Annotated in this window: 20 protein-coding genes; 3 read left to right on the top strand and 17 right to left on the bottom strand. The window is 69.1% G+C overall.

The genetic code is table 11. The features are described from left to right. Positions 1-119 precede the first annotated feature (119 nt). From VGJ96_00615 to VGJ96_00575, 9 genes are all read right to left on the bottom strand, one after another. Complete coding sequence (locus VGJ96_00615; GenBank protein ID HEY3285602.1) at positions 120-1001, bottom strand: homocysteine S-methyltransferase family protein; 882 nt, start codon at positions 999-1001, stop codon at positions 120-122. Beyond that, positions 998-2203 (bottom strand): uroporphyrinogen decarboxylase family protein, encoded by a 1206-nt coding sequence (locus tag VGJ96_00610; protein HEY3285601.1) that lies wholly within the window; start codon positions 2201-2203, stop codon positions 998-1000. The genes VGJ96_00615 and VGJ96_00610 overlap by 4 nt, the downstream gene beginning before the upstream one ends. Beyond that, positions 2200-2436, bottom strand: coding sequence for a hypothetical protein (locus VGJ96_00605; protein HEY3285600.1), 237 nt, complete (start codon positions 2434-2436; stop codon positions 2200-2202). Before VGJ96_00605 ends, VGJ96_00610 begins: the two co-directional genes overlap by 4 nt. Next, positions 2433-4100 carry an ASKHA domain-containing protein gene (locus VGJ96_00600; protein HEY3285599.1) on the bottom strand — a complete coding sequence of 556 codons (1668 nt, stop codon included), beginning with the start codon at positions 4098-4100 and terminating at the stop codon, positions 2433-2435. The genes VGJ96_00605 and VGJ96_00600 overlap by 4 nt, the downstream gene beginning before the upstream one ends. Further along, complete coding sequence (locus VGJ96_00595; GenBank protein HEY3285598.1) at positions 4097-4750, bottom strand: corrinoid protein; 654 nt, start codon at positions 4748-4750, stop codon at positions 4097-4099. Before VGJ96_00595 ends, VGJ96_00600 begins: the two co-directional genes overlap by 4 nt. Beyond that, positions 4747-6558: a sodium:solute symporter family protein gene (locus tag VGJ96_00590; GenBank protein ID HEY3285597.1), complete on the bottom strand. Its 1812-nt coding sequence runs from the start codon at positions 6556-6558 to the stop codon at positions 4747-4749. The genes VGJ96_00595 and VGJ96_00590 overlap by 4 nt, the downstream gene beginning before the upstream one ends. A gap of 70 nt (positions 6559-6628) precedes the next feature. After that, entirely contained in the window at positions 6629-7351 is a 723-nt protein-coding gene (locus VGJ96_00585) for a SprT-like domain-containing protein (protein HEY3285596.1), read from the bottom strand. Further along, entirely contained in the window at positions 7333-8154 is an 822-nt protein-coding gene (locus VGJ96_00580; protein ID HEY3285595.1) for a metallophosphoesterase, read from the bottom strand. Before VGJ96_00580 ends, VGJ96_00585 begins: the two co-directional genes overlap by 19 nt. Before the next feature lie 16 nt (positions 8155-8170). Further along, positions 8171-8785: a hypothetical protein gene (locus tag VGJ96_00575; protein HEY3285594.1), complete on the bottom strand. Its 615-nt coding sequence runs from the start codon at positions 8783-8785 to the stop codon at positions 8171-8173. A gap of 103 nt (positions 8786-8888) precedes the next feature. Here VGJ96_00575 and VGJ96_00570 point away from each other — a divergent pair, with 103 nt between their 5' ends. After that, positions 8889-10946, top strand: coding sequence for a carbon starvation CstA family protein (locus tag VGJ96_00570; protein ID HEY3285593.1), 2058 nt, complete (start codon positions 8889-8891; stop codon positions 10944-10946). Here the strand turns inward: VGJ96_00570 and VGJ96_00565 are convergent. From VGJ96_00565 to VGJ96_00555, 3 genes are read right to left on the bottom strand one after another with little or no spacing between them, the layout of a single operon-like run. Then, positions 10924-13449 carry an aspartate kinase gene (locus VGJ96_00565; GenBank protein HEY3285592.1) on the bottom strand — a complete coding sequence of 842 codons (2526 nt, stop codon included), beginning with the start codon at positions 13447-13449 and terminating at the stop codon, positions 10924-10926. The two genes, VGJ96_00570 and VGJ96_00565, sit on opposite strands and share 23 nt — an antisense overlap. A gap of 26 nt (positions 13450-13475) precedes the next feature. Then, positions 13476-14498: a homoserine O-acetyltransferase gene (gene metX, locus VGJ96_00560; GenBank protein HEY3285591.1), complete on the bottom strand. Its 1023-nt coding sequence runs from the start codon at positions 14496-14498 to the stop codon at positions 13476-13478. Continuing rightward, positions 14495-15841: an O-acetylhomoserine aminocarboxypropyltransferase/cysteine synthase family protein gene (locus VGJ96_00555; protein HEY3285590.1), complete on the bottom strand. Its 1347-nt coding sequence runs from the start codon at positions 15839-15841 to the stop codon at positions 14495-14497. Before VGJ96_00555 ends, metX begins: the two co-directional genes overlap by 4 nt. A gap of 499 nt (positions 15842-16340) precedes the next feature. Between VGJ96_00555 and VGJ96_00550 the strand changes: the two genes are divergently transcribed. Together VGJ96_00550 and VGJ96_00545 are read left to right on the top strand one after the other, a co-directional pair. Then, entirely contained in the window at positions 16341-18695 is a 2355-nt protein-coding gene (locus VGJ96_00550) for a prolyl oligopeptidase family serine peptidase (protein ID HEY3285589.1), read from the top strand. Further along, on the top strand, positions 18692-18916 hold the full coding sequence (locus VGJ96_00545) for a YbdD/YjiX family protein (protein ID HEY3285588.1): 225 nt from the start codon (positions 18692-18694) through the stop codon (positions 18914-18916). Before VGJ96_00550 ends, VGJ96_00545 begins: the two co-directional genes overlap by 4 nt. Positions 18917-18974: 58 nt before the next feature. Here the strand turns inward: VGJ96_00545 and VGJ96_00540 are convergent, their stop codons facing one another. The 5 genes from VGJ96_00540 to VGJ96_00520 are packed head-to-tail and all read right to left on the bottom strand — an operon-like array spanning position 18975 to position 25503. Continuing rightward, entirely contained in the window at positions 18975-20192 is a 1218-nt protein-coding gene (locus VGJ96_00540) for an MFS transporter (GenBank protein ID HEY3285587.1), read from the bottom strand. Between the two features lie 41 nt (positions 20193-20233). Continuing rightward, entirely contained in the window at positions 20234-21463 is a 1230-nt protein-coding gene (locus VGJ96_00535; GenBank protein HEY3285586.1) for a galactokinase family protein, read from the bottom strand. After that, positions 21460-22278 carry a sugar phosphate nucleotidyltransferase gene (locus VGJ96_00530; protein ID HEY3285585.1) on the bottom strand — a complete coding sequence of 273 codons (819 nt, stop codon included), beginning with the start codon at positions 22276-22278 and terminating at the stop codon, positions 21460-21462. Before VGJ96_00530 ends, VGJ96_00535 begins: the two co-directional genes overlap by 4 nt. A gap of 13 nt (positions 22279-22291) precedes the next feature. Continuing rightward, positions 22292-24067: a sodium:solute symporter family protein gene (locus VGJ96_00525; GenBank protein ID HEY3285584.1), complete on the bottom strand. Its 1776-nt coding sequence runs from the start codon at positions 24065-24067 to the stop codon at positions 22292-22294. Between the two features lie 50 nt (positions 24068-24117). Then, a complete protein-coding gene (locus tag VGJ96_00520; protein ID HEY3285583.1) occupies positions 24118-25503 on the bottom strand; it encodes a Gfo/Idh/MocA family oxidoreductase in 1386 nt (461 codons plus the stop codon). Positions 25504-25540: the final 37 nt, after the last annotated feature.

Genomic DNA, 25540 nt, shown 5'->3' with positions numbered 1-25540 from the left:
CAGCAGAATGAGCTTACGCTACGGGCGGGACGCGACGACGCCGTAGGGAAATATCCAGTATTTGCGCGGGTATTTGCCTGATTCTACGCGCGGCAATTCTACTGACGTGCTGAGGCGCGCTACCCCAGCGCGTCGGCGAGGGCCCGGATATGCAACGGGGTCGTGCCGCAGCAGCCGCCGACGATCGCCGCGTGGGGTGTCAGCGCCACAAGCGCCGGCGCGAGCGACACCGGATCACGCGGGTAGACGATCGTATCGCCTACGAGCCGAGGCTGCCCGGCGTTCGGCTGCAGGATGATGGGCGCCTCCGTGCTCCCGCGGATCTCGATCGCGACGGACGCAAACTCCTCGGGCTCCATCCGCCCGCAGTTCGCCCCCACCACGTCGGCCCCCGCCGCGAGACAACTGCGCGCGCCATCCGCCGGCGACACGCCCATCATCGTCTTGAAGCCGCCGCCGCGCACCGGGTCGTACGCCATCGAGGCGGCCACCAGCGGCGCGCCAAGCTCGCGCGCCACGCGAATGCCGAGCGTGATCTCGTCAACCGCAGTCATCGTCTCGAACAGGATGCCGTCCACGCCTTCATCGAGCATCGCCGCGATGACTTCGCGCCACGTCGTGGCGAGATCGGCGACGCCGATGTCGCCGAGCGGCTCGAGAAAGCCACCGCACGGCCCGATATCACCCAGCACATACGCGCGCTTCTCCGCCGCCGCGCGGGCGTTGATCGCCGCCGCGCGCGCGATGTCCGCCGCACGCCCCTCAAGGTCGTAGCGCGAGAGGACGAAACGGTTCGTGCCGAACGTGTTCGTCAGGATGACCTCGGCGCCGGCCTCGACGTAGCGCCGGTGGATTGCCTGCACCTCCTCGGGGTGCGTCAGGTTCCACGCATCGCCGCACCCGCCGGCCTCGAGCCCGGCGCGCTGCAACTCGGTCCCCATGCCGCCGTCGCCGATGAACGTGGCGCCGCGGCGCAGTGCGTCGAGCAGCCGCTCGGTCATTCGCGAAGTCCCCCCGTGGCGCCGTCATACTGGCCCCACGCGTCCACCGCCTCGCGCAGCACCGCGATGTTCTCCGGCGGCGCCGCCGGCGAGACCGAGCAGGCCGTGCTCAGGATATAGCCGCCGCCGGGCCCGGCGATGCGCAACCGCTCACGCGCCGCGGCCCGCACGTCGTCTGGCGTGCCGAACAGCACGGTGCTCACCGGATCGAGGTTCCCCTTGATGAACATTCGGCCCTTCACCTGCCGCACGGCCTCGGCCAGCTCCACCGTGCCGAGTGGCGGCGGATCGAGGGTGTCGATGCCTTGCGTGTGCGTCGCCTCCATCAGGTCGAGCCGGTCGCCGATGGCGCCGCACGTGTGCGTGTAGATGGGAACGTCATGCCGCGCATGGATCGCATCGATGACCTTGCGCTCGTACGGCAGCACGAACTGCGCATAGTGATCGCGCGAGATCAGTCCGGCCCCCGCGAACGCCGACGAGATGAGCACGGCGTGCGCCCCCGCCCGCACCTGGCCGCAGCCGAGTTCGATGGCGCCGTCCGCGAGGCGGTCCAGGCAGGCACGCACCTTCGCAGGATCATCCATCAGCGCCATCAGGCCGTTCGTGTAATCGAGCAACTCCATGAACTGCGCGAACGGTGAGAAGATCTCGCCATGCACCGACACGTCGCGTCCGACCCGGCGCACGACTTCTCGGATGGTGCCGTAATGCCACGGCGGAAAGAATTCCGGCCCTGGTTCGGCCGGCTCGCCGCCAAAACCCCACGAATACGGATGCGTGATGCCGGAGACGTCGTGCGGTTCCGCATAGAACAGCCGGTCGGGGTCGATCTCCTCGAAGGCCGGGAAGTGCCGCGTGCCGTCGGCCTGGTAGACGTGCGGATTGTCGTCGTGCGGCGCCGCCGTGTACCACCCGTTCTTCCAGGTGATGATCCGCTCGTCACCGTGGACATCGATCCTGGCGATCGCCGTGCGCCACGCCGGGTCGCGCCCCGGCAGGTTGATCAGGATGCCGTCAAAGCCGTAGCGCTGCTGCAGCCGGATGAGCGCCTCGGCGAAGGTTGGCGTGTCGTGCCAGATCTCGATGGCGTCGAGCCCCGAGTGCAGGAAGTAGTGCCCGAGCGCGAGCTGGCACATCACGGGAACGCGGTCGGGAACGCCGAGCCGCATCGCGGCCTCCATCCGTTCTCGACCGTTCATTCGCCCCGCCTCCGCAGCTGCTGATCGCCGCCGCACCTGATCCAGCATCCATCCTCGGCGTTCGGTCGCGCCTCGCGGCGCTGGTTGACGCATCCGCCGGCAAACGTACAGCGCTCGTCGCGCGCCCGATACGGACAGCGTTCTTCGATCCTCCCGGCCACGTTCGACGCCACGTCACGCAGCACCGCCTGAAGCGCCGCGAACGCCGCCCGCGTGCGTTCCGCCTCGGTCACGGCCGCTCTCCGAGGGGGATGGCCGCGACGAACGCGTCCTGGTAATCGGGGTGCCCGGCGAGCTCGAGATAGGCGCACTGTTCGGCGATCCGGCGCGCCCGTTCGCGCAGGCGCGCGTCCACCAGCACCATCCGCGTGCCCACGCCAGCCGCATTCCCCACGAAGTGAACGCGTTCGGGATCGATGGCCGGCACGAGTCCGATCGCCTGCACCGACTCCTTGCGCACGAAGCTCCCGAAGGCTCCGGCAATGTGGATGGCGTCGATCGCGTCGGCGCGCACACCGGCGTGCGCGAGGACGAGGGCGATTCCTGCCGCGATGGATCCCTTCACGAGCTGGAGTTGCCGTACATCTTGCGCGCTGAGCGTCACATCGCGGTCAAGCCGCACGCGTCGCTGGGCCCCGGGCGCCGCCGGCTCTTCGATGATCCGTCCCAACAGCGCCGTGTGCACGCTGGCGGCCTCGCATTCGGCGCGGCTCCGCAGGTAGCCGCTGTCGGCGATCACGCCGGCGCGATGGAGTTCGGCGACGGCATCGATCAGCCCGCTGCCGCAGATGCCGCGCGCTGGCTGGTTGGCGACGGTTCCGACCACCAACCGGCCGTTGGCGAGCACGCGCACGCGGTCGATTGCCCCCGGCGCGGCGCGCATGCCGTGTTCGATGTTCGCCCCCTCGAAGGCCGGGCCCGCCGCCGTGGAGGTGGCAAACAATCCTCGCGTGCTGCCGAGCACGACTTCGGTGTTGGTGCCGAGGTCGATGAGAAGCTGCCATCCCTCGGCGCGATCGAGGCCGCAGGCCAGCATCGCGCCGACCGTGTCGCCTCCGATATGATGCCCGACCATCGGCAGGAACAGCGCCGTGGCGTCCGCGCTTACCGGCCACCCGAACGATCGCGCGGATTGCCGGACCTCTTGGGTGAACGATCCGCAATACGGCGCCTGGCCCAGCGGGGTGATGTCGGCGCCAACGGCGGCGTGGGTCATGGTCGCGTTGCCGGCGCAGGCCACGGCAATCACCTGCGACGCGTCCACCGGCCCGGGTACCGTCAGGTCGGCGATCATGGAACCGATGGCCTGCACCACACAGGCGTGCAACTGCCCGTTGCCGTCCGCGTGTTCCTGGGCGTGGTGAATGCGGGCAATCACGTCGGCGCCGTAGCGCACCTGCGGATTCACGCGCGAGGTCGTGCCGTGTACCGCGCCGGTGCGGAGGTTCACGAGCGCGGCCGCCAGCGACGTGGAGCCGATGTCCACCGCGACGCCATACAAAGGCGTTCCATCCTCGGCGCCCGCTCCTGCCGACGAGGCCGCCGCCGTGAATGTCGGTTCAATGCCGTCCGCGAACAGTGCGGCATCGCCGAACGACTTGGCCGCGGTGCTGCGCGACTGCGGCGGGATCAGCAGCGTCGTGTCCGTCTCGAGCGTCAACTGGCAGCCCAGTCGCCAGCCGTCCGAACGTTCGGCGGCTGTCAGCAACCGTTCATCGGCCGTCGTCACCCTCGCGACGCCGTGCACCACCCGCACGCGACACTTGCCGCACGCCAGCCGCGCGCCGCACGGCTGCTCGGTCCAGATGTCGCACTGCGCGGCGGCAAGGAAGAGGTCCACCGGCCCGTCCGACACCGTGGACCGATCCTCCGGAAGAAACCGGATGCGGACGCTCACCGGCGCGTCGCCTTCACCTCGGCCAGCAGCGCGAGGGCGCCGGTCACCGAGGACGGGGCGTCCTTGCCGTGCCCGTGCGCGCCGATCGACATCGCGTAGTCTTCCGAGACCGCGGCGCCGCCCACCATCACGCGCATGCGCTCGAGGTGCCCCGCCGCACGGAAGGCGTCGATGTTGACCTTCATCTGCCCCATGGTCGTCGTCAGCAGCGCCGACATGCCGACGATCTCCGGACGGTGCTCGGCGATGGCGGCCTCGAACTTCGCGAGCGGCGTGTTGACGCCCAGGTCAACGACCTTGAAGCCGGCGCCCCTGAGCATCATCCCGACCAGGTTCTTGCCGATGTCGTGGATATCGCCCTTGACCGTTCCAATGACGAAGGTCCCGACCGGCTCGATGCCGCAGGCGGCGAGGACCGGTTCAAGGTGGGCGAGCCCCGCTTTCATCGCGCGCGCCGCCACCAACACCTCAGGCACGAAGATGATGTTGTCGCGGAAGCGTTCGCCCACCACCTGCATACCGGCGATCAGCCCCTGCTCGAGAATGTCGGCCGGCGCCTGGCCGGCATCGAGCGCTTCGCGCGTGAGGCGCGCCACGTCGGCATCGTGACCGTCGATGAGGTGCTGCGCGAGTGCATGGAGATCCGTCATGGCACTGAGGAGTCAGGCGTGGCAGACGGCGGCAGCGCCTCACGGTCGCGCAACGAATGGAGGATGCCCCATCCGCACAGTAGTGAGGCCGCAATGAGCAGGAGGCCACGGATCGAACCGCCAAGCAGCAACTCACCGATCCCGAAGAGCGACAGGTAGACGGTGAGGCAACCCAGCACCCATTGTCCAAGCGGCACCCAGCCGGTGCGCTCAACCTGTACGTCCGGGGCGAGCGCCGCAATGTGTTCCCACCCCCGGCGCGAGGGGCGCGTCCGCCGGAAGAAGGACACCAGCGTTTGCTCGTCGGTGGGCGGGGTCACGAACGTCACCGTCAGCCAGACGACGGTCACCACCGCCGTGGTGATGAGGATCGAATAGGCAAAGAAGATCTGCGAATCGCGCCCGGTCGTGCCGAGTCCGAGTCCCTCCGGACCCACCGCCAGTTGCAGGATGAGCGACGTCGCGGTCGCCGCCACCATGGCCGAGAGCTCCGACCACGCACTCACGCGCCACCAGTACCAACGGAGAATGAAGACAAGGCCCGTGCCTGCCCCGATGGACAGCAGGATGTCGAGCGCGCGCGTCACCCGCCCGAGCCGGAGCGCGACGAGTGCGCTGAGGACCATGATGATGACGGAGGCCACGCGCGAGATGGCCACGTAGTGCTGCTCGCTCGCGTCCTTCCGTATGTATGGCCGGTACAGGTCATTGACGAGGTACGACGCCCCCCAGTTGAGCTGGGTGGAAATGGTGGACATGTAGGCCGCGCCAAACGCGGCGAGCATCACGCCGCGCCATCCGTGCGGCAGGACGTCAGTCATCATCTTGACGTAGCCCAGCTCGGGATCGGCCGTGACCGCGGCGTTCCCGGCGTAGAACACCATGGACGCGAGCCCGGTGAGAATCCACGGCCACGGCCGCACGGTGTAGTGCAGGATGTTGAACGACAGCACGGCCAGAAGCGACGACTTCTCGTCCTTCGAGGCGAACATCCGCTGGGCCACGTAGCCCCCGCCCCCCGGCTCGGCGCCGGGATAGACGGCCGACCACCACTGCACCGAGAGGAAGACGGCCAGCGTGATGAGCGGCAGGTACGCGCCGTCCGTGCGCGGAAAGAAGGTCAGGAGCGACGTGGCCGCATCGCCGTGCACCTGCACCAGTCCACTTTGGAGCCCACTCAGTCCGCCGACCGCGCCCACGGCGAAGACCGCCAGCGCCACCGATCCCGCCATGGCAAGCAGGAACTGGAAGAAGTCGGTCCACAGCACGCCCATGAAACCGCCGAGCGTCGAGTACAGTGCCGTCACCGCAATGCAGACCAGCACCGCCGTCCACTCGTCGATGCCCGTGGTGGACTTGAGAACCTTGATCATCCCCAGCGTCACCGCGCCGCCGATGATGGCGTTGATGGGCAGGCCGAGGTAGACGGCGCGGAAGATGCGCAAGAAGTGCGCCGGGCGGCCCGAGTAGCGGATGGCGACGAACTCGACGTCGGTCATCACGCCCGAGCGGCGCCAGAGGCGGGCGAAGAAGAAGACCGTGAGCATTCCCGACAGCACGAACGCCCACCAGATCCAGTTCCCCGCGATGCCGCCGCGCGCCGTGATGCCGGTGACGAGCAGCGGCGTGTCGGACGCAAACGTCGTGGCGACGATCGAAACGCCGGCCAGCCACCACGGTACCGTGCGCCCGGCGAGGAAGTAGTTCTCCGTGGAGCGCGACGCCCGCCGGGTGAACATGAGCCCGACGCCAAGGCTCAGCAGGAAGTAGACCGCGACGATGAACCAGTCGATGCGTGCAAGGGTCATAGGTGGCTCATCCGTCCGTGAGAGACTGCCGCACTCTGTCGTACTCTGTCGTTCTCTGTCGTACTCGGTGTTAATCGACTTCCCGCTTCGCCCGCCCCGCAATCCCCACCGCCCGCGCCTTCTCGCGGAACCGCCGGTCGTGCCCCAGCGGATGCCCCTGTTCGTCCTGCCATTGATGCACCATCTCGTGCAACAGCGTCTCCAGTGCGTCGGCGAAACCGTGGCGACGCAGGTGGCGCCTCGAGATGGCGATCTCCGCCGGCCGGCCGTGTTGCGCCGGTGCGTAGTGCCCCAGCCGCGCACGCATCCGTCGCGACACCCGCACCGCCACCCGCTTGAGCGCGCCGCCGAACCGCTCCGCATTGTACCGGGCATGCCACTCCGCCAGCTTCGCCGCGATCCCCTCGTCGTCGGGATGCGTCCGCTCCGGCACCCGCGGCGCTCGGCGGTCTTCCTCGCTCACCGGATATGCGAGCAGCACTCGCCGCGCGGCAAGCCGGTCGGGGCGACGCGGCGACATCAGGAAGCGCACGATGGCGCGGTGCACCGCCTCGGGGGCGACGAGGAAGGCGCGATGCAGCCGGAGCGTCCCGTCGGTGAGGCTCACCATCACCGAACGGTTCCGCGTCAGCGTGATCGCCCGCACGCCACGCAGTCCCAGGGCGTGCAGCCGCAGCAGCAGCTCGGCGCCACTCCTCGGCGCCGCGGTGAACTCCAGCGCCAGCTGCCCCGCGTCGCGCGATGCCTTCGCGCGCGCGCCGCGCAGCCGGCCGATCAGCGCGCGAAGGCCCACGTCTGCGCCGGCGCAAAGTCGGCGGCGGGCGCGTCCCACGCGTGGCGCGTCACCGTCATCCGCTCGGCATCCCACTCCACTTCGTGGAAACTGACGGGCCGCCCCGCGCGCGCGCGGTTCGAGAGGGTGTTCACCTGCGACACCACATAGCGCCGTCCATCGCGCTCCACCTGCTCCACCTGCCCCTCGTGATCGTGCCCGCACAGCACGAGTTCACAGCCCGTCGCCGCCAGGTCATCGAGACCGCGTTCCCGCGTCGTCAGCCCCCACCGGTTCGATAGCGTCCCCTTCAGCACGTTGTGATGCAGCATCAGCACCCGCAGGTCGCCCGGCGCGGCTGTCGCGAGCGTGTCCGTCGCGCGTGTCCACTGCTCAGGACGCACCGCCCCCACCACCGACAGGTCACGCGGGCGCGCCGTCTGCGTAAACCATTGGATGCCGTGCGACGTGTTGATGCTTGCCACCGTCGCTCCCGCCGCGCGCAGCGTGGGTTCGAGGTCGGGAGAGATCCACCGGCGATATCCACGATACATGAGCGGACGCGCGCCAAGCCCGAACGGACACCACCACCACGCCACGTCGTGATTGCCGGGAATCACCACGGTGGGCGCCGCGGCGCGCGCCTTCTCCACAAAGGCCCGCGCCTTCACGAACTGCGACCGGCGATTGCGCTGCGTCAGGTCGCCGGATATGGCGACCACGTCCCACTGGCGCGTCGCCAGGCGTCGCTCGACCGCGGCCACGGCCGCCGGCACCTCGGGATGCCCGAAGTGAATGTCCGAGAGGTGTACCAGCCGTGCCATGCGGGCGGCCGACGGGCTACGGTGCCACCGCCAACTCGACCACCCGCGCGGCAAGCTTCTGCAGCAGGGCCGGCGAATACGCGGCCGCCCCCTCGCCCGCGAGGTCCACCTGGAAGAGCGCCTTCATCAGGCGCGCATCCACCAGCAGCATGCGCACCACCAGGCGGACACTGCCCGCACCGCCATCAACGCGCAGCTCGACCGGCATCAGCGCGTACCGCGCGTCGTGCAGCGCCACCAACCGGCGCAGGTTGGCCGCCAGGGGATCGGGGATCGTCCCGTCCTTCCCCGTCCCGTTGCGCACCGGGAACGCGCCGAGATTGTGGGGATCGCTCGAATACATGGCATTGCGCCGCGCCGCGCGAATCACCTCGGACGGCGAGGCCCACGTCCCCTTGAGCCCGTGCTCTTCCATGGACGCCGACACCAGGCTGTCGAAGGCGGCGCGCATCGCCATCGCCGGCAGCTTCACGAAGTTCGTGTCGCCCAGATAGAACTGCACGGGGACGACGGCCACCTTCACCGAGGTGTACTGCGCCAGCGGGGCGACCGACGGCGTCGGTGGCGCGCCCTTTTGCTGGGCCGGCAACGAGGCAACGACAGTCGCGAGGAGGACCAGCACACGGCGCATTCTCGACCCCGGAATGGTGGACTCCGAAAGGTAGACATTGCACCACCCCCCGCGCGATGCCCATCTTCTCCCGTCGTCACTTCCCGCCTCCACCGGGCCGACCATGCCACGCTGGACCTCCGCACTCCTCTGGACCGCCATCGCCGCGCTGGGCGCCGGCGCCCTCGGCTACCTCGGGCTCGCCCGTGGCGAGCAGGTCAACGCCGCCTGGCTGCTCACGGCCGCCGTCTGCACCTATCTCGTCGGCTACCGGTTCTATAGTCGTATCATTGCGTCGAAGATCTTCGCCCTCGACGCAAACCGCGCGACCCCCGCCGAGCGACTGCAGGATGGCCGCGATTACGTGCCCACCAACAAGTGGATCGTCTTCGGCCATCACTTCGCGGCCATCGCCGGCCCCGGCCCGCTCGTCGGCCCGACGCTCGCGGCCCAGTTCGGCTATCTCCCCGGCGCCCTCTGGATCATCGTCGGCGTCGTGCTCGGCGGCGCCGTGCAGGACTTCGTGATCCTCGCCGCGTCGGTGCGGCGCGACGGCAAGTCGCTCGGCCGCATGGCACGCGAGGAGATCGGCCCCGTCGCGGGCGCCACGGCGCTCGTCGCGGTGCTGGGCATCATGATCATCCTCATCTCGGTGCTCGCCCTGGTCGTCGTCAAGGCGCTGCAACAGAGCCCGTGGGGGACGGTGACCATCGGGCTGACGATTCCCATCGCGATGATCATGGGCGTCTACCTCCAGTTCATTCGCCCGGGGCGCGTGCTGGAGACCACTGCCATCGGCATCGTGCTGCTCTTCGTGGCGCTCTACGCCGGACGCTGGGTGGCGCAGGATCCCTCGCTCGCCCCGATCTTCACGCTGACCGGGCCGCAGCTGGCCAAGTGGATCATCGGGTACGGCATCGCGGCGTCGATCCTCCCGGTCTGGCTGCTGCTCGCGCCGCGCGACTATCTGTCCGCGTTCGTGAAGATCGGCGTCGTCGTGGCGCTCGCGGTGGGCATTCTCATCGTGTTGCCGCCGCTCCAGATGCCGGCGCTCACCCGCTTCATCGACGGCACCGGTCCGGTCTTCGCGGGCAAGCTCTTCCCCTTCGTCTTCATCACCATCGCCTGCGGCGCGATTTCGGGCTTCCATTCCCTCATCGCGTCCGGCACGACCCCCAAGCTGCTCGAGCGCGAGAGCGACACGCGCTTCATCGGCTATGGCGCCATGCTCACCGAGTCGCTCGTCGCCGTGATGGCGCTCATCGCCGCGTGCGTGCTGACCCCCGGCGTCTACTTCGCCATCAACGCGCCCGCCGGCATCATCGGCACGACCGCCGAGAGCGCCGCCGAGGTGATCAGGACGTGGGGCTTCGTCCTCGACCCCGCCCAGCTGCACCAGCTTGCGGCCAACGTGCAGGAGCAGACCCTCCTCTCCCGCACCGGCGGCGCGCCGTCGCTCGCGGTCGGCATGGCGATGCTGTTCTCCAACGTCCTCGGCGGCACGACGGCGATGGCGCTCTGGTACCACTTCGCGCTGATGTTCGAGGCCCTGTTCATCCTGACCACGGTGGACGCCGGCACGCGCGTCGGACGTTTCATGCTGCAGGACGTGCTTCGGCACCTGTGGGCGCCGCTCGGCCGCACGGGGTGGTATCCCGCCACGGTCATTGCGAGCGTTGTCTTTGTCGCGATGTGGGGCTACTTCCTCTACCAGGGCGTCACCGATCCGCTGGGCGGCATCAACTCGCTGTGGCCGCTGTTCGGCATTGCCAACCAGCTGCTCGCCGCCGTGGCGCTGTGCTTGGGCACCACGGTGATCATGAAGATGGGCAAGGCGCGCTACGCCTGGATCACCATGCTCCCGCTGACGTGGCTGGCCGTGGTGACGATGAGCGCCGGCACGGCCAAGATCTGGTCCAGCGACCCGAAGCTTGGCTTCCTGTCGCACGCACGCTTCCTCGAGTCGCAGTTCGCCGCGGGGACGATGCCTGCCGGGGCGAAGACCGCGGCGGACGTGGCGCGAATGGCCTTCAATGACCGCCTCGACGCCGGTGTCGCGCTCTTCTTCATGGCGTCGGTGGTGGTGATTCTGGTCGCGTCCATCTACGAGTGGATGCGTGTGTACCGCGGCACGGCCACGGCGTCGAGCGAGGTGCCGTTCACCGCTGTTCAGCCAGGGTGAGTACGTCGGCGAACACTCCCGCGGCCGTCACGCCGGCCCCGGCGCCGGGGCCGGTGATGACCATCGGGTTGGTCTTGTAGCGCGCCGTCTGGAAGGAGAAAAGGTTGTCCGTGCCACCGAGCGCACCCAGCGCGCTGCTCGCGTCCACGGCCACCACGCCCACGCGCACGGACCTTGGCGTCACGATGATGCGGTAGCGCAGCACCTCACCGCGCGACTGCGCCGCCCGCACCCGCTCCATCCATTCCGCATCCATCTCCCCTACCCGCGCCAGAAATGCGTCCAGCGGGAGCGCGCGCAACGACGGCGGCACGAGCGATTCCACTTCGATGTCCGGGAGCTCGCCGCCATAGCCCAGCAGCCGCGCGAGGATGAGCGCCTTGCGCGCCACGTCCATCCCCGAGAGGTCGTCTCGTGGATCGGGCTCGGTATAGCCCTTCGCCATCGCCGCGCCCAGTGCCGCGGAGAAGGCGGCCCCGCGCGACATCTCGCTGAACAGGTAGCCGAGCGTTCCCGACGGGCAGCCCTCGATCTGGAGGATGCGGTCGCCCGACGCGACGAGCTTGTTGATGGTGTCGATCACGGGAAGCCCGGCCCCCACCGTCGCCTCGTGCAGCAGGCGGCGGCCGCGCGCGGCGGCGAGCGTGGCCAGTCCGCGGCCGGCCCTGTGGCGCGTCACGAGCGGGCGCTTGTTGGCCAGCACCAGGTCGACGCCGGCGGCCAGCGCCGACTCGAGCACGGGCGACGTTTCCGACGCGGTGACGTCAACGAGGATCGGACGCTCGAGCGCGTACGATACGACCGCGCGCACCGCGGCCGCGTCCTTGGCGCGGACGCCGCCGGGCAGCGTCGCCAGCGGCGCGCCTGCCGCCTTCGCCTCGGCCAGCGATGTGAGCCGCTTGGGCGACAGTCCGCGCGGATCGAACACGTATCCGCTGCGATCGATCACGCCAACCACGCGCACCGGCGCCCGGAATCGGCCGCCCTCCGGCGTGCGCCGCTGCGCCAGTTGCAGCGCAAGTTCCCGCCCGATCAATCCGAAGCCGAGCACCACCACGTCGGCGTGCAGCCGGCGCTCGGCGCCGCCACCTCCAATCTTGTCGAGGCGGAACGCCGCGTGCACCGCGCGCTGCGCGCGCGCCGCCTGCGCATCGTCGACGACCACCGAGACGTTCATTTCGGACGCGCCCTGCGCGATGGCGATCACGTTGATGCCAGCGGCCGCCAGCGCGTCGAAGAGTCGCGCCGACACGCCCGGCGTGCCGGCCATCCCGAGGCCGACGATGGCCAGCGTGGCCACATGCCGGCGTACCTCCACCCCCTCGATATCGCGGCGCGCGATCTCGGCGGCGAACACCTCTTTCCAGCGCGCCGCGACCACCGCCGCGGAGTGGCTTGGCACCGCGATGCACAGCGAGTGCTCGGACGACGCCATCGAGATGAGCGACACCGAGAGCCCTAGCGCGTCGAGGGCGCCGAGGGCTCGCGCCGCCACGCCCGGCAGACCGGCCATCCCATTGCCAACGAGCGTCACCAGCGCCTGGGCGCGGATCGTCGCGAGCGCCTTCACCGGCAGCTCTGGACGGCCGCGCGTGCGGGCGCCGACGCCGGCAAACGTCGAAATCTCCGTTCCCTTCGCCGTCGGATCGGCCAGCGACCTCAGGAAGAGCCGCGCCGTGGCCGGAAGCAGGATGAGCGCGCGCGGGTGCAGGATCTTGGCGCCGTGAAACGCCAGTTCGGACGCCTCGCGCACGTGCAGTAATGGTATGAGGCGCGCGTCGGGCACGACGCGCGGGTCAGCGGTGAGCAGCCCCGGCACATCTTTCCACAGCACCACGTCCCGCGCCCGCAGCACGCGCGCCATGAGCGTCGCCGTCAGGTCCGAGCCCCCGCGTCCGAGCGTCACCACCGCGCCCTTTGCGCCGCGTCCGATGAACCCGGGGATCACGGGGATCTCGCCGCGCCGGAGCATCGGCGCGATCAGCCGCCGCGCCGCGCGCGTCGTCGCCTCCACATCGACCGATGCGTTGCCGGGCACGCCATCAGTGTGCACCAGCTGCGCCGCGTCCACCGCCGACGCGCGCAGCCCGCGCCGTTCGAGGGCGGCGACCACCAGAATCGACGCCAGCACTTCGCCGCGTGACATCACGAAGTCGGTTGCCGCCGCGTTCAGCGGGCCGCGTCGCGCCCGCGTCGCCGCCCGGCGCAGGCGCGCGAAGACCGCGCCGAGCTCGCCCTCGAGCCGCGTGCGGTGGGCCGCCTCCGCCGACAGGCCGCGCGCGATCGCGACATGGCGACGCTCCAGCGCGGCAATCGTGCGCCTCGCCTGGGTCGGCGACCCTGCCGCGACGCCCGCCAGCGTGTCCGTCACGTCCTTCAGGGCCGACACCACGAGCACGGGCTGGTCGCCACCGTGCTCGGCGACGATCGCCGCGGCGCGCTGGACGGCTGACAGGTCGGCCAGCGCCGCGCCGCCGAACTTGCTAATTGTTGGTCTGGTCACGGTTCTCGACACGTAAGGGGCGATCGTCACGCTTGTGCCGCCAACGGCTCGCCCGGAATGCTGGCCATCGCCTGTCCGGCGGCGATCGCCTCGCGGAGGATGGCGCCCACCTGATCGATCTCCAACAGGAATGCGTCATGCCCATGATGCGATTCCAGCTCGCGATACTCGGCATTCGCCTGGACCGCCCACTCTCGCACCACGTCCGCCGAGTACAATTGGTCGCCCGGCACGCCCACGGCGAAGAGCGCGCCCGGAATCGCGCGGAGCGCGGGCCCCACTCCTCCACGTCCTCGGCCGACATCGTGCGCGTCCATGGCGCGCGTCAACGTGCGATACGTGGCGGCGTCAAATCGCGCCGCCAATTTCCGGCCGTGATGCTCCAAGTAGGTCTCCATCGCAAAGCGCCCATCGGGCTGCGTCGCGCGACCAAAGCGCGCTTCGAACTCACGCTCGGTGCGGAACGAGATCATCGCGACCTGCCGGGCCAACTCGAGGCCGCGCGCGCCGCCCAGGTCAAGGCACGCGCGCTGCACCGCATTCCACGCAATGGCATGGGCCGTATGCGCCGCGGGAGCAGCCAGGACAACGGTGGCACGTATGCGCCCGGCGAAGGAGAGCCCGAACTCGAGCGCCACCATGCCGCCGAGCGACCCGCCGCAAGTGAGCGCAACGTCGCGTACGCCGAGATGTTCGACGAGCCGCGCGACGAGACGCGCCTGGTCGCGCGGCGTGACGGCCGGGAACGCCCCGTCCGGAAAGTCATTCGGTCCCGTCGAGCCGTAGCACGATCCCAGCAGGTTCGGCGACAGCACCGCGTAGCGTTCGGTGTCGAGCGCCAACCCGGGGCCGATCAGTCCGCGCCACCATCCCTCCGCCGCGTCCGCCGAACCGGTGAGCGCGTGCAGTACGACGATGAGATTGTCGCCCGCGGCGTTGATCGTGCCCTCGAGATGGTACGCCTGGCGCACCGCCTGCAGCGTGACGCCCGACTCGAGCGTGAACGACGGCAGCGTGAGCGTGCGCGGAGTGCGGCCGGACGAACTCACGCGGCCTCCGCCGCGCCGCGCCGCAGCGCCTGGTCGAGATCGCGGAGCAGGTCCTCCACATCCTCGATCCCCACTGACAGCCGCACGAGGTCCGCGCTCACGCCCGCCGCGGCGCGTTCCGCGTCGCTGAGCTGTTCGTGCGTCGTCGTCCACGGATGGATGATCAGGCTCTTCGCGTCGCCCACGTTGGCGAGCAGCGAGAAGAGCCTGGTGCTCGACGCGACGCGTCGCGCCGCGTCGGCGCCACCGCGCACGCCGAAGGTGAGCACGCCACCGAAGCCCCCGTCCAGGTAGCGCTTGGCCCGCGCGTGCGTCGGGTGATTCGACAGCCCGGGATAGCTGACCCAGGTCACGAGCGGATGCTCCCCGAGGAACTGCGCCACCTTCAGCGCGTTTTCGCAGTGCCGCTCGATGCGCAGGTGCAGCGTCTCGAGCCCCTGCAGGAACAGGAAGGAGTTGAACGGCGAGAGGGCCGCGCCGATGTCGCGCAGCAGCGACACGCGCAGGCGAATGGCATAGGCGATGTTCGCCCCGCCCAGATTGCCGAAGACCTCGGCGAACTTGAGGCCGTGGTACGCGGGGTCCGGGTCCTGATAGAACGCCTTGAAGCGCGGCGCCTTCCCCCAGTCGAAGGTGCCGCCGTCGATCACGATGCCGCCAATCGACGTGCCGTGGCCGCCGATCCACTTGGTGGCCGAATGCAGGACGATGTCGGCCCCGTGTTCGATGGGGCGGCAGAGGATCGGGGTCGCGAAGGTGTTGTCCACCACGAAGGGCAGGCCGTTGGCATGCGCCACGTCGGCGACGGCACGGAAGTCGGGCACGTCGAGGCGCGGATTGCCGAGCGTCTCCGCGTAGACCGCGCGCGTCTTGTCGTCGATGGCGGCGCGCACTTCGTCGAGGTTGTGGATGTCCACGAACTTCGTGGTGATGCCGAGGCGCGGCAGTGTATGCGAGAACAGTGAGACGGTGCCGCCGTAGAGCGCCTTCGAGGCGACGATGTTCTCCCCCGCCTGCGCCAGGTTCAGGATGGCCAGCGTCTGTGCCGCCTGGCCGCTGGCCGTGGCCACCGCCGCCACGCCGCCCTCGAGCGCCGCCACGCGCTTCTCGAACACGTCGTTCGTCGGGTTCATGATGCGCGAGTAGATGTTGCCGAACTGCCGGAGCGCAAACAGGTCGGCCGCGTGCTCGGCGTTGTTGAAGACGAACGACGACGTCGCGTAGATCGGCACGGCGCGGGCATTCGTGGCCGGATCGGCCGACTCCTGCGCGGCGTGAACGGTGCGGGTGCCGAGGCCGAGGGCGGGGGTGTCGTTGATGGTCTCGTGGGCGGTGGTGGTCATCGGGACTCCTGAGGAACGGGGGGCGAGGTCGGCGCGCGGGGCCGGGGGACGCGTGCAGGAACGGGAGGGCGGCTTATGCAAAACGGCCTTCTCCGTCGAGGGAGAAGGCCGGGGAGTGCAGCGACGTGCGGTCCGCTTATCTCGTCGGAGGCGCCTCGTAGCGCGCCACCACCCGGCCAGCTCCTCGAAAGGGAAGGCGGCACATGTACATGGGCATGAGATAGGTGGGGGAGTGAGACATGAAATCGAGAGAAGAAACAGAGAAACAACAGAGAAACAACAGAGAGAAAACAGAAAACCCGCGGAGCAGTGACGCCGCGGGTCATCGCTTTTTAGCTCTTGTTTAACGAGGCAGCAATACGCGGCAAATGACCTCGGGGCACTTCGGTTGTGGAGCGAAGACTAGCGGGGGGCCCCCTCCGTCGTCAAGGGGGAGCCAGCGGGATCGCGGGCGGCGGCGTACAATTCCGTCTTCTCCCCTTCTATTGAGAGCCGCGTCATGCGCCGACTGCTCGCCTTCGTCGCCCTCACCGCTGCGCCGCTCGCTGCGCAGCAACCGACGTTCGACTTCAGCATCGCGAATATCATGCGCGGCCCCGAGCTCTATGGGCGCGAACCGTCGAACGTGCGATGGACGCCGGATGGACAGTGGATCTACTTCCAGTGGCTGCCGGCGGGAAGTTCGTGGAAGGAGACGCTCAAGCCGTTCCGAGTGCGCGCGCAGGCGGGGGCCAGGCCCGAACGCATCAGTGAGGCGCAGGCCGATTCGGCCGCGCCGCTGCTCGCCGATGGCGCGCTGTCCCCCGACCGCACGCAGCGAGTGGTCAGCGTGCGCGGAGACCTCTTCGTCGTGGACCTCAGGAAGTCCGTCGCGCGCCGGCTCACCGAGACCATCGCGCCGGAGAACAGCCCGCGCTTCTCGCCCGACGGCCAGCGCGTGCTCTTCGTGCGCGACGGCAATGCGTGGAGCATCGAGTTGACGAGCGGCGCCACGCGCCAGCTGACGGACATCCGCGCCGCCGAGGCGAATGCGGCGCGGGCCCGGGCCGGCGGTGACACCCAGCGCGGCGCGCTCGAGCGCGACCAGCGCATCCTCTTCGAAGTCATCCGCGACCAGCTCGCCGCCGATTCGGTGCGGCGCGCGGAATCGGCCGCACGCGATTCGCTGGGCATTCGCCCCGTCACCCTCGCCGCCGGCGAGCGGCTCGCGCAGCTCCTGATGAGCCCCGCCGGCAACGCGGTGCTCTTCACCACGACCACGGCGGCTTCCGACGCGCGCAACGGGATCGTCCCGAACTACGTCACCGCGTCGGGCTTCACCGAGGACATCCCCAATCGCACCAAGGTGGGCGACGCGCAGCCGCGCACGCGACTTGGCTATCAGCAGCTGCCGCGCGGCGACGTGAAATGGCTGCGCTCCATCGACAGCGACTCGCTCATCGCCAACTCGCAGCTCGTCGCGTGGAACCAGGCGGGCACCACCGCGCTCGTGATCGGCGCGGCCAGCAACTTCAAGACGCGCCAGCTCTCCACCGTTGACGCGGCCACCGGAACGCTGAAGGCCGTCGCCGTGATGCGTGACACCGCGTGGGTCGGCGGACCGTGCTCCTTTGGCTGCGCCGGCTTCTACGACGACGACCGCCGCATCTACTTCGTGGACGAATCGACCGGGTGGGCACAGCTGTACTCGGTGGCGGCCGACGGCAGTGACCGGCGTGCGCTGACGACGGGGCAGTTCGAGATGTACGACGTCGCGCTCTCGGCCGACCGAAAGTCCTTCCTCTTCCACTCCAGCGAAGTCTCAGCGTTCGACCGCGACTACTACCGCATGCCCATCGCCGGCGGCGCGCGGCAGCGGCTCACCGTCGGTGCGGGAGGTCACGGCGCGGTGCCGTCGCCCGACGAGAAGCTGATCGCCGACGTCTTCTCGACCACGCTCCGCTCTCCCGACCTGTTCCTGGCGACCGCTTGCCCGCCCGCCGCGCTGTGCAAGGCACCGGCACCCAGCCAGCTCACGGTTTCGCAGGCCGCCGACTGGCTCGCTTTCAAGTGGATCGATCCGGCCATCGTGATGATCCCGGCGTCCGACGGTGTGCCGGTTCCCGCGCATGTCTATCGCCCGGAGGACATCGGAGCCAAGGCGAACGGCGCGGCCGTGATCTTCGTGCACGGCGCCGGCTATCTGCACAACGTGGGACACTTCTGGAGCCAGTATCCGCGCGAGTTCATGTTCAATAACTATCTGGCGTCCAAGGGCTACGTCGTGCTCGATCTCGACTATCGCGCCAGTGCGGGCTACGGGCGTGACTGGCGCACCGCCATCTATCGCTTCATGGGCGGTCGGGACCTGCAGGACCAGGTGGACGCGTCACGCTGGCTCGAGAAGACGTACGGCATCAATCCCGAGCGCGTCGGGATGTACGGCGGCTCCTACGGCGGCTTCATGACACTCATGGCGCTCTTCACCGAACCCAAGCGGTTCGGCGCTGGCGCCGCCCTGCGCTCCGTGACCGACTGGGCGCATTACAACCACGGCTACACGGGATCCATTCTCACCTTGCCGCAGCACGACACGATCGCCTATCATCGTTCCTCACCCATCTTCCACGCCGAGGGGCTCGAAGATCCGCTGCTCATGCTGCACGGGATGGTGGACACGAACGTCAACTTCCAGGATATCGTGCGGCTCACCCAGCGGCTCATCGAACTCGGCAAGACGGGCTGGGATCTTGCGGTCTACCCGGTCGAGGATCACGGCTTCGTGCGCCCATCGAGCTGGACGGACGAGTACTCGCGCATCTTCGACTTGTTTGAACGCACCATCGGCCCCACGGGAAGCAAGGCCAAGCCATGACCGAACGCGCCGACCCGATGCATCGCGACGCCGCGCCGGCCCTTGGCGTCGCGCGGCGCGTCGCGGCGGTGATCCGTAAGATCATCGGGGTCCCCGACTACGAGGCGTACGTCACGCACGTGCGCACGCAGCATCCGGGGCAGGAGCCGCTCTCGGAGCGCGACTTTCATCGCGAGCGCCTGACCGCGCGCTATTCGCAGCCCGGCAATCGCTGCTGTTGACGGCCGTTGCCGTGTAGGAGCGTCAGGCGGAGCGCCGGACGGCGCGTCAGGCGGTGCGTCAGGCCGTGCGCGTCGGGCGCACCAGGACGAGACCGATTGCCGCCAGGCATGCGCTCGCCGCGCCCACGGTGAAGGCGAAGGCGCTTCCCTTCCAGTCCCACATCAGGCCGAAGGCCACCGAGGCGGGCAGCACGGCGGCCCCGAGCACGCCGTTGTACCAGCCAAATGCCATGCCGCGCCGCGACGCGGGCACGAGGTCGGCCACGAGCGCGCGCTCCACGCCCTCCGTGAGGCCGAAGAAGAGTCCGTACGAGAGGAAGAGCGCCCAGGCGTGCCAGGTCTCGGTGGCGAATGCGAAGCCGACATACACGAGCGCGTACCAGAGCCACCCCGCGGCGATCATCGTGCGCCGCCCCACCCGGTCGCTCCACACGCCGGCCGGAATGCTCGTCGCCGACTTCACCACGTGCAGCGCCGCCCAGAGGATCGGCAGCAGAGCCGCGGTGACGCCCAGCTGCGACGCACGCAGCAGGAGGAACGCGTCGGTCGAGTTGCCCAGCGTGAAGAGGACGAGCACCGCAAGGTAGCGCCAGAAGTGGGCACCGAGTGGCGCGTGCGCACCAGCCGCGGTTGCAGTGGCTGTCGCCGCTGGATCATTGGCCGCCTGCCCGGTCTCTGCGATCGGCCGTACTTCGCCATCAGCCGTCCGCCCTCCGCCATCACCCTCTCGCACCCCGAACACCGCCGCGAGGACCGCGATCGCTCCCGGAATCGCCGCCAGCAAGAACACCGTCCGCACGCTCACGCCCACCCACTGCAGCAGCACGAACGCGATGAGCGGACCGACGAATGCTCCTGCGTGATCGGCCGCGCGCTGCGCCCCGAAGGCACGCCCCCGGTCATTCGGCGCGACGGCGTCGGCGATCATCGCGTCGCGCGGCGCGCCACGGATTCCCTTGCCCACGCGATCGCCGACGCGGATCGCCAGCACCTGCCACGCCGCGCCCGCCGCCGCCACCAGCGGACGCAGCACCGCCGCCAGCGTGTAGCCGAAGACGATCAGCGGCTTGCGCTTCCTGACGCGGTCCGACCACCACCCGCTGGCCAGCTTCAACATCGAAGCGGTCGCGTCCGCGGCTCCCTCGATGATGCCCACCCAGGCCGCGCTGGCGCCGAGCGTCGCGGTCAGGAAAGCCGGGAGCAGCGGATAGATCATCTCGCTGGCGGCATCCGTGAAGAACGACACCGCGGCCAGCGCCTTGACGGTTCGCGGCAATCGGCCGCGCGCACCGCCTGCTGGAGTGGCGGACCGCGCGCTCATGCCGCCCCCCGCGTGGCACCTTCGGCCGGCACCAGCACGCGCGCGGTTTCCCGATGCGAACCGCCGAAGCCGGGCACCGCGGTGAACGCCCGCATCCACTCGTGCGCCATCCGCTCCGGATCTCCCTCCGCGACGAGCGCCCACACGGCGCCGCCGAACCCGGCCCCGAATGCCGTCGCCGCCACTGCGCCATGCTCCCGCGCATGCGCGGCCAGCCAGACGGTTTGCGGCACTTGATTCTGCAGCGCCTGCTCCGCCATCTCCTGCGACCGCTGCATCAACGCGCCGGCGGCGCCCGCGTCGCCGCGCGCGATGGCGTCGACCATTCCCGGCACGATGACCGTCGTCTCCTCGCGGTACTGTCGAACCCGCTCACGCAGGTAGTCGGCGCTCATCCATTCACCCGCCGCGCGGTCCACCAGCGAGAGCGCGTGATCGAACGCGCCGGGAGCCGAATGCAGGATCTCGGACAGCGTGCCGTCGGCGCGGCCGGTGTCGGCGTTCCACACCGCGACGAGCGCGCGCACCGCATCGGCGACACGGTTGTACGCGTGCATCGCATTCCCGGTCTTCGTCGCCTTCACGCCGCTCGTCGCCACGACCAGGTGCCAGCCGTCCGGCCACGGCACGCGCTGAACCAGCCGTCCGGGGAGATACGCGAACGCTGCCACGGATTTCGCGTGCGAGGCGCAGATGGCGATGTGATCCTGCGCCCCGCCGCGCGTTCCCACACCCGTGTCGCCCGCGAACGGTCCCCACGCCGCACCGCTCTCCATCGCCGCGCAATACTGCGCGAACGCGAGTTCGTCTCCGGCCACCGACGACCATTCGGACGATGTCCAGAGCGCGTTGGCATCGAAGACCGCCATCGCGATGGTGATGACGAGCGCACTCGAACTGCTCATCCCCATGGCCGTCGGAATCGACGAGCCGAGTGAAATGGCCACCCCCGCGCGTGCCGCCGGGAAGTCGCGCGCGATACGCCGCGCCACCGCCGCGACATACACCGACGATCGCGGCCCCGTAAGCGAGGCCTCACGCGCCAGCGGAACCTCCATCGTGGCCCGGCTGCGCTGGTCGTGCACGCGCACGACCGGCTCCGCGATCGGTTCCGCCTTCGCATGCATGTGAAAAGGCGTCGCGCAGGTAAGCGACGGGCCGCCCGCATAGTCGGTGTGCTTGCCGACCAGCTCGATGCGCCCCGGCGTGCGGTAGCGCCAGGTCACGGCTGAACCGTGACCCCGCGCAGGTGGTCGCCGATCGTGGCCACGTCAGCGCGGCGCGACAGGTCCAGCACACCGGCGTGCGCACGAACGACGTGGAAGGTCTCGCCCAGGTCGTGGGCCGCGATCATCACGGCATCCTGCAGTTCCAGCTCGCCGCGCACCGACGGCGTCACGCGGCGGCACGCCTCGAAGATGCGCGGCGTGAAGCTCCACAGGTTCATGCTCACCCACCGCTCGGCGCGCTGCGCCAATGGATGATCGGCGGCGGGCTTCTCGACGATCGCGCGCAGCACGCCGTCGGCATCGATGTCGAGCAGCGCGTAGGCCATCACCCGCTCGCGGTCGATGTTCCCGTCGCGAATCAGCGCCTCACCCTCGTACGCCACCAGCCCCGCGCCGCCCAGCGCGCAGAGGGCGTCGTACGAGGCCACCGGATAGTAGTTGTCGGAGTTGAGCACCAGGAATGGCGCGTCGTTGACGTGCCCGGCGGCGGCGAGCACCGCATCTGCCGTGCCGCGCGGGTCCGCCTGCACCGCCCAGCGCAATCGCACGCGCCGCGGCGGCGACTGCCGCTCGTAATAGTCGCGCATCAGCGAATGATCGGGCGCGACGATGAGCGTCACGTCCGTGACGCCCGCGTCGGCGAGCGCCGACAGCACGAAGTCGAGAAATGGCCGCCCGAGCGTCGGCATCATCCCCTTCTGTCCGGCGGTGGCCGCCCGCTCCTGCGCCGCATCCAACGCCACCGCGGCCTCGGCTCGCCGCATCCGGGAGCCGAGGCCGCGCGCGAGGATCACCGCCTGCGTGGTGCGCATCAGCGAACGCTCATCAGTTCGGGTCCGCGCCTTCCGTCCAGAATCCCTGCAGCACCCGGTACACGCCGTAGCCAGAACCCGCAAAGACTGCCAGCGCCGCATAGAACTGCGGCATGTGACCATACAGGAAGCTGCCGACCCCGAACAACGCCGAGTAGACGAAGCTGCACCCCAGCACCCAGCCCAGCAGCGACTGCGGCAGCCCGTCGAGCGACCCGCCGACGCCTGCGTCCGCCTCGATCGGCTTCCAGCCCGGGCCCGTCGGCCGCACCAGCTGGTAGAACTTCACCAGCGTCGCGCGGTCCTCGGGCTGCGTCATCAGCGTCACCGACACCCAGATGACCGTCGTGCTCGCCACCGTGATGAGCAGCGACGTCGTGGCCGAGATCTCCACACCGGAGCGCCGCGCGATGAAGAAGCCAAGCGCCACCACGAACGAGCCGATCATCGCGGAGATCTCGCTCCATGCGTTGATGCGCCACCAGAACCAGCGCAGCAGGTACAGCAGGCCCGTGCCGGCGCCCACCGAGAGAATCAGCTCGAAGGCCTCCTTGGCCGTCCCCAGCAGGTACGAGAACCCCACCGCGCAGACCATCAGCCCGGCGGTCGTGAGCCGTCCCATGAGCACGTAGTGCTTCTCGGTGCCGTCCTTCTTGAGGAAGCGCCGGTAGAAATCGTGCACCAGATACGACGTGCCCCAGTTCAGGTGCGTCTCGATCGTCGACCGGTACGCGGCCAGCGTTCCCGCCACCACCAGGCCCAGGAAACCGGCCGGCAGGAACTTCATCATCGCCGGGTAGGCCATGTCGTGGCCGATGAGCGACGGGTCCACGTACGGGAACGTCTTGCCGATGTCGCTGAGCTGCGGATAGATGATCGTCGACGCCAGCGCAGTGAGGATCCACGGCCACGGGCGCAGCGCGTAGTGCATGACGTTGAAGAGCAGCGTGCCGATGACGGCGTCCTTCTCGCTCTTCGACGCCAGCATCCGCTGGGCGATGTAGCTGCCGCCCCCCGGCTCGGCGCCCGGATACCAGACCGACCACCACTGGATGGTGATCGGGATGATGAACACCACCAGCGCCGACGACCAGTTGCCGAAGTCCGGCAGCATGTGCAGCGACTCCGCCGGCACCTTGGCGAACAGCCCGCTGAGGCCGCCGATCTCCGGCTGCTTCAGGGCGAAATATGTCACCGCAAAGGCGCCCGTCATCGTGATGCCGAACTGCAGCGAGTCGGTCACGAGCACCCCCCACAGCCCCGACACCGACGCAAAGAAGATGGTCATGACGGAGCAGACGAGGAGCGTCTGCCACGTGGGCCAGCCCAGCACGATGTTGCCGATCTTCGCGGCGGCCAGGTTCACCGTCGCCATGATGAAGCAGTTGAAGAACAGCCCCAGGTAGATGGCGCGGAAGCCGCGCACCGCCTGCGCCGCCTTGCCTGAGTACCGAATCTCGTAGAACTCGAGGTCGGTCAGCACGCGGGAGCGCCGCCAGAGTCGCGCGTAGAAAAACACGGTCATCATTCCCGTCAGCAGGAACGACCACCAGGCCCAGTTCTCGGCGACGCCCTTCTCGCGCACCATGTTGGTGACGAGGTTCGGCGTGTCGGTGGAGAACGTTGTGGCGACCATCGAGATGCCGACCAGCCACCACGGGGCGGCCCGTCCCGATGTGAAGAACTCCGCCGTGTTCTGGCTCGCCCGCCGCGCGAAGAAGATCGCCGGCAGGAACGAGATGATGATGCTGGCGGCGATGATGATCCAGTCGATTCTGGCGAAGGTCATTGAAAGACGGGAAACAGGAGACGGAAGACGGGAGACCGCAGGCGATCGGGCTAGGCTTTCCAGTTGCCGCGCGTGAAGTCGGGGAATTTCACCGGCGCCGATCCCTTGGCCACCGAAATTTCGCTCAGCGGGAACGGCGCGCTCCAGGCCGCCGAGTCGTACACGTCGATGTCGGGCACCAACCCTTCGCGCAGGCACTGGACCAGGCGCCACGCCATCACGAAGTCCATCCCGCCGTGCCCGCCCTTGCGCGCCTGCTCGCCGAGCTGGGTCCACAGCGGATGTTCGTAGTCCTTCTTCCACGGATCGAGGTTGGTGTACCGCTCGCCGCCCGCCTGGCCATCGACGTACATGCGCGCCGGGTAATCCTCGAAGATGCCCTTGGTTCCCTGAATCGCGTTGAGGCGCGAATACGGCCGCGGGTTCGAGACGTCGTGCTGCAGCAGGATCGTGCGCCCTTTCGCCGTCTTGATCAGCGACGAGTTGAGATCGCCCGTGATGTACTTCTCCTGCCACTTCGGGTTCGACTTGTCCTTCACCGTCTCGTCGCGATAGAGCGTCAGCCCGCGCTCCTCGGTGCTCATCGACACCATGAACTCGAACTTGTCGCCCTTGTGGACGTCGAGATACCAGGCCACCGGGCCGAGCCCGTGCGTGGGGTACAGGTTGGCATTGTTGGTGGTGTGCCACCGACGCCGCCACAGCCCCTCGTCGCGGTCCTCGAACACGATGCCCCGCAGGTCGTGCAGGTACGCGGCCGCGCCGTGCAGCGGCTCGCCGAGCACGCCGGCGTGCACCATGCGGTTCACCAGCATCTCGTTGTAGCCGTAGTTGCAGTTCTCGAGCTGCAGGCAGTGCCGGCGGTACTTCTCGCTCGCGTCCACCAGCTCCCACAGGTCCTTGAGCGTCATCGCGAACGGGCACTCGCTCGACACGTGCTTGCCCGCCTTCAGCGCGGCCAGCATCACGGGCACGTGCCATTCCCACGGCGTCGCCGTGTGGATGAAGTCGATGTTGTCGCGAAGCACCAGCTGCTCGAACGCGCGATCGCCGTCGGTGAACAGCGCCGGCGCCGGCTGGCCCGCATCGGTCACCATCTTGGCGGCCTTCTGCGCCTTGTCGGCGACGTTGTCGCAGAGCGCGGTGACCCGCACGCCGGGACAGCCGAGAAATTCGTGCAGCACCGAGCGGCCGCGCAGGCCCGTCCCCACGATCGCGATGCGCACCGTCTCGTGGCGCTCGAACGGAACGCCCTTCATGGTCTTCGCCCACGCGGGGGCGGGCGGCGCCTCGTCAGGATGGGCGCCCGCCGACACCGACTCGGCGATCGCGGGGAAGACGGCGCCGGAGGCGCCAAGGGCCGCGCCCGCGAAGGCGGCCGATTTCAGCAAGTCGCGGCGGGTCAGGCCCGCGCGATCATCAGAGGCGTGTGACACGACGATCTCCCACACTCAGGACCCGAAAAAAGTACCC

The organism is Gemmatimonadaceae bacterium, assembly GCA_036504815.1.
Taxonomy (GTDB): Bacteria; Gemmatimonadota; Gemmatimonadetes; order Gemmatimonadales; family Gemmatimonadaceae; genus PNKL01.
This window is presented reverse-complemented; position numbering and strand designations above follow the sequence as displayed.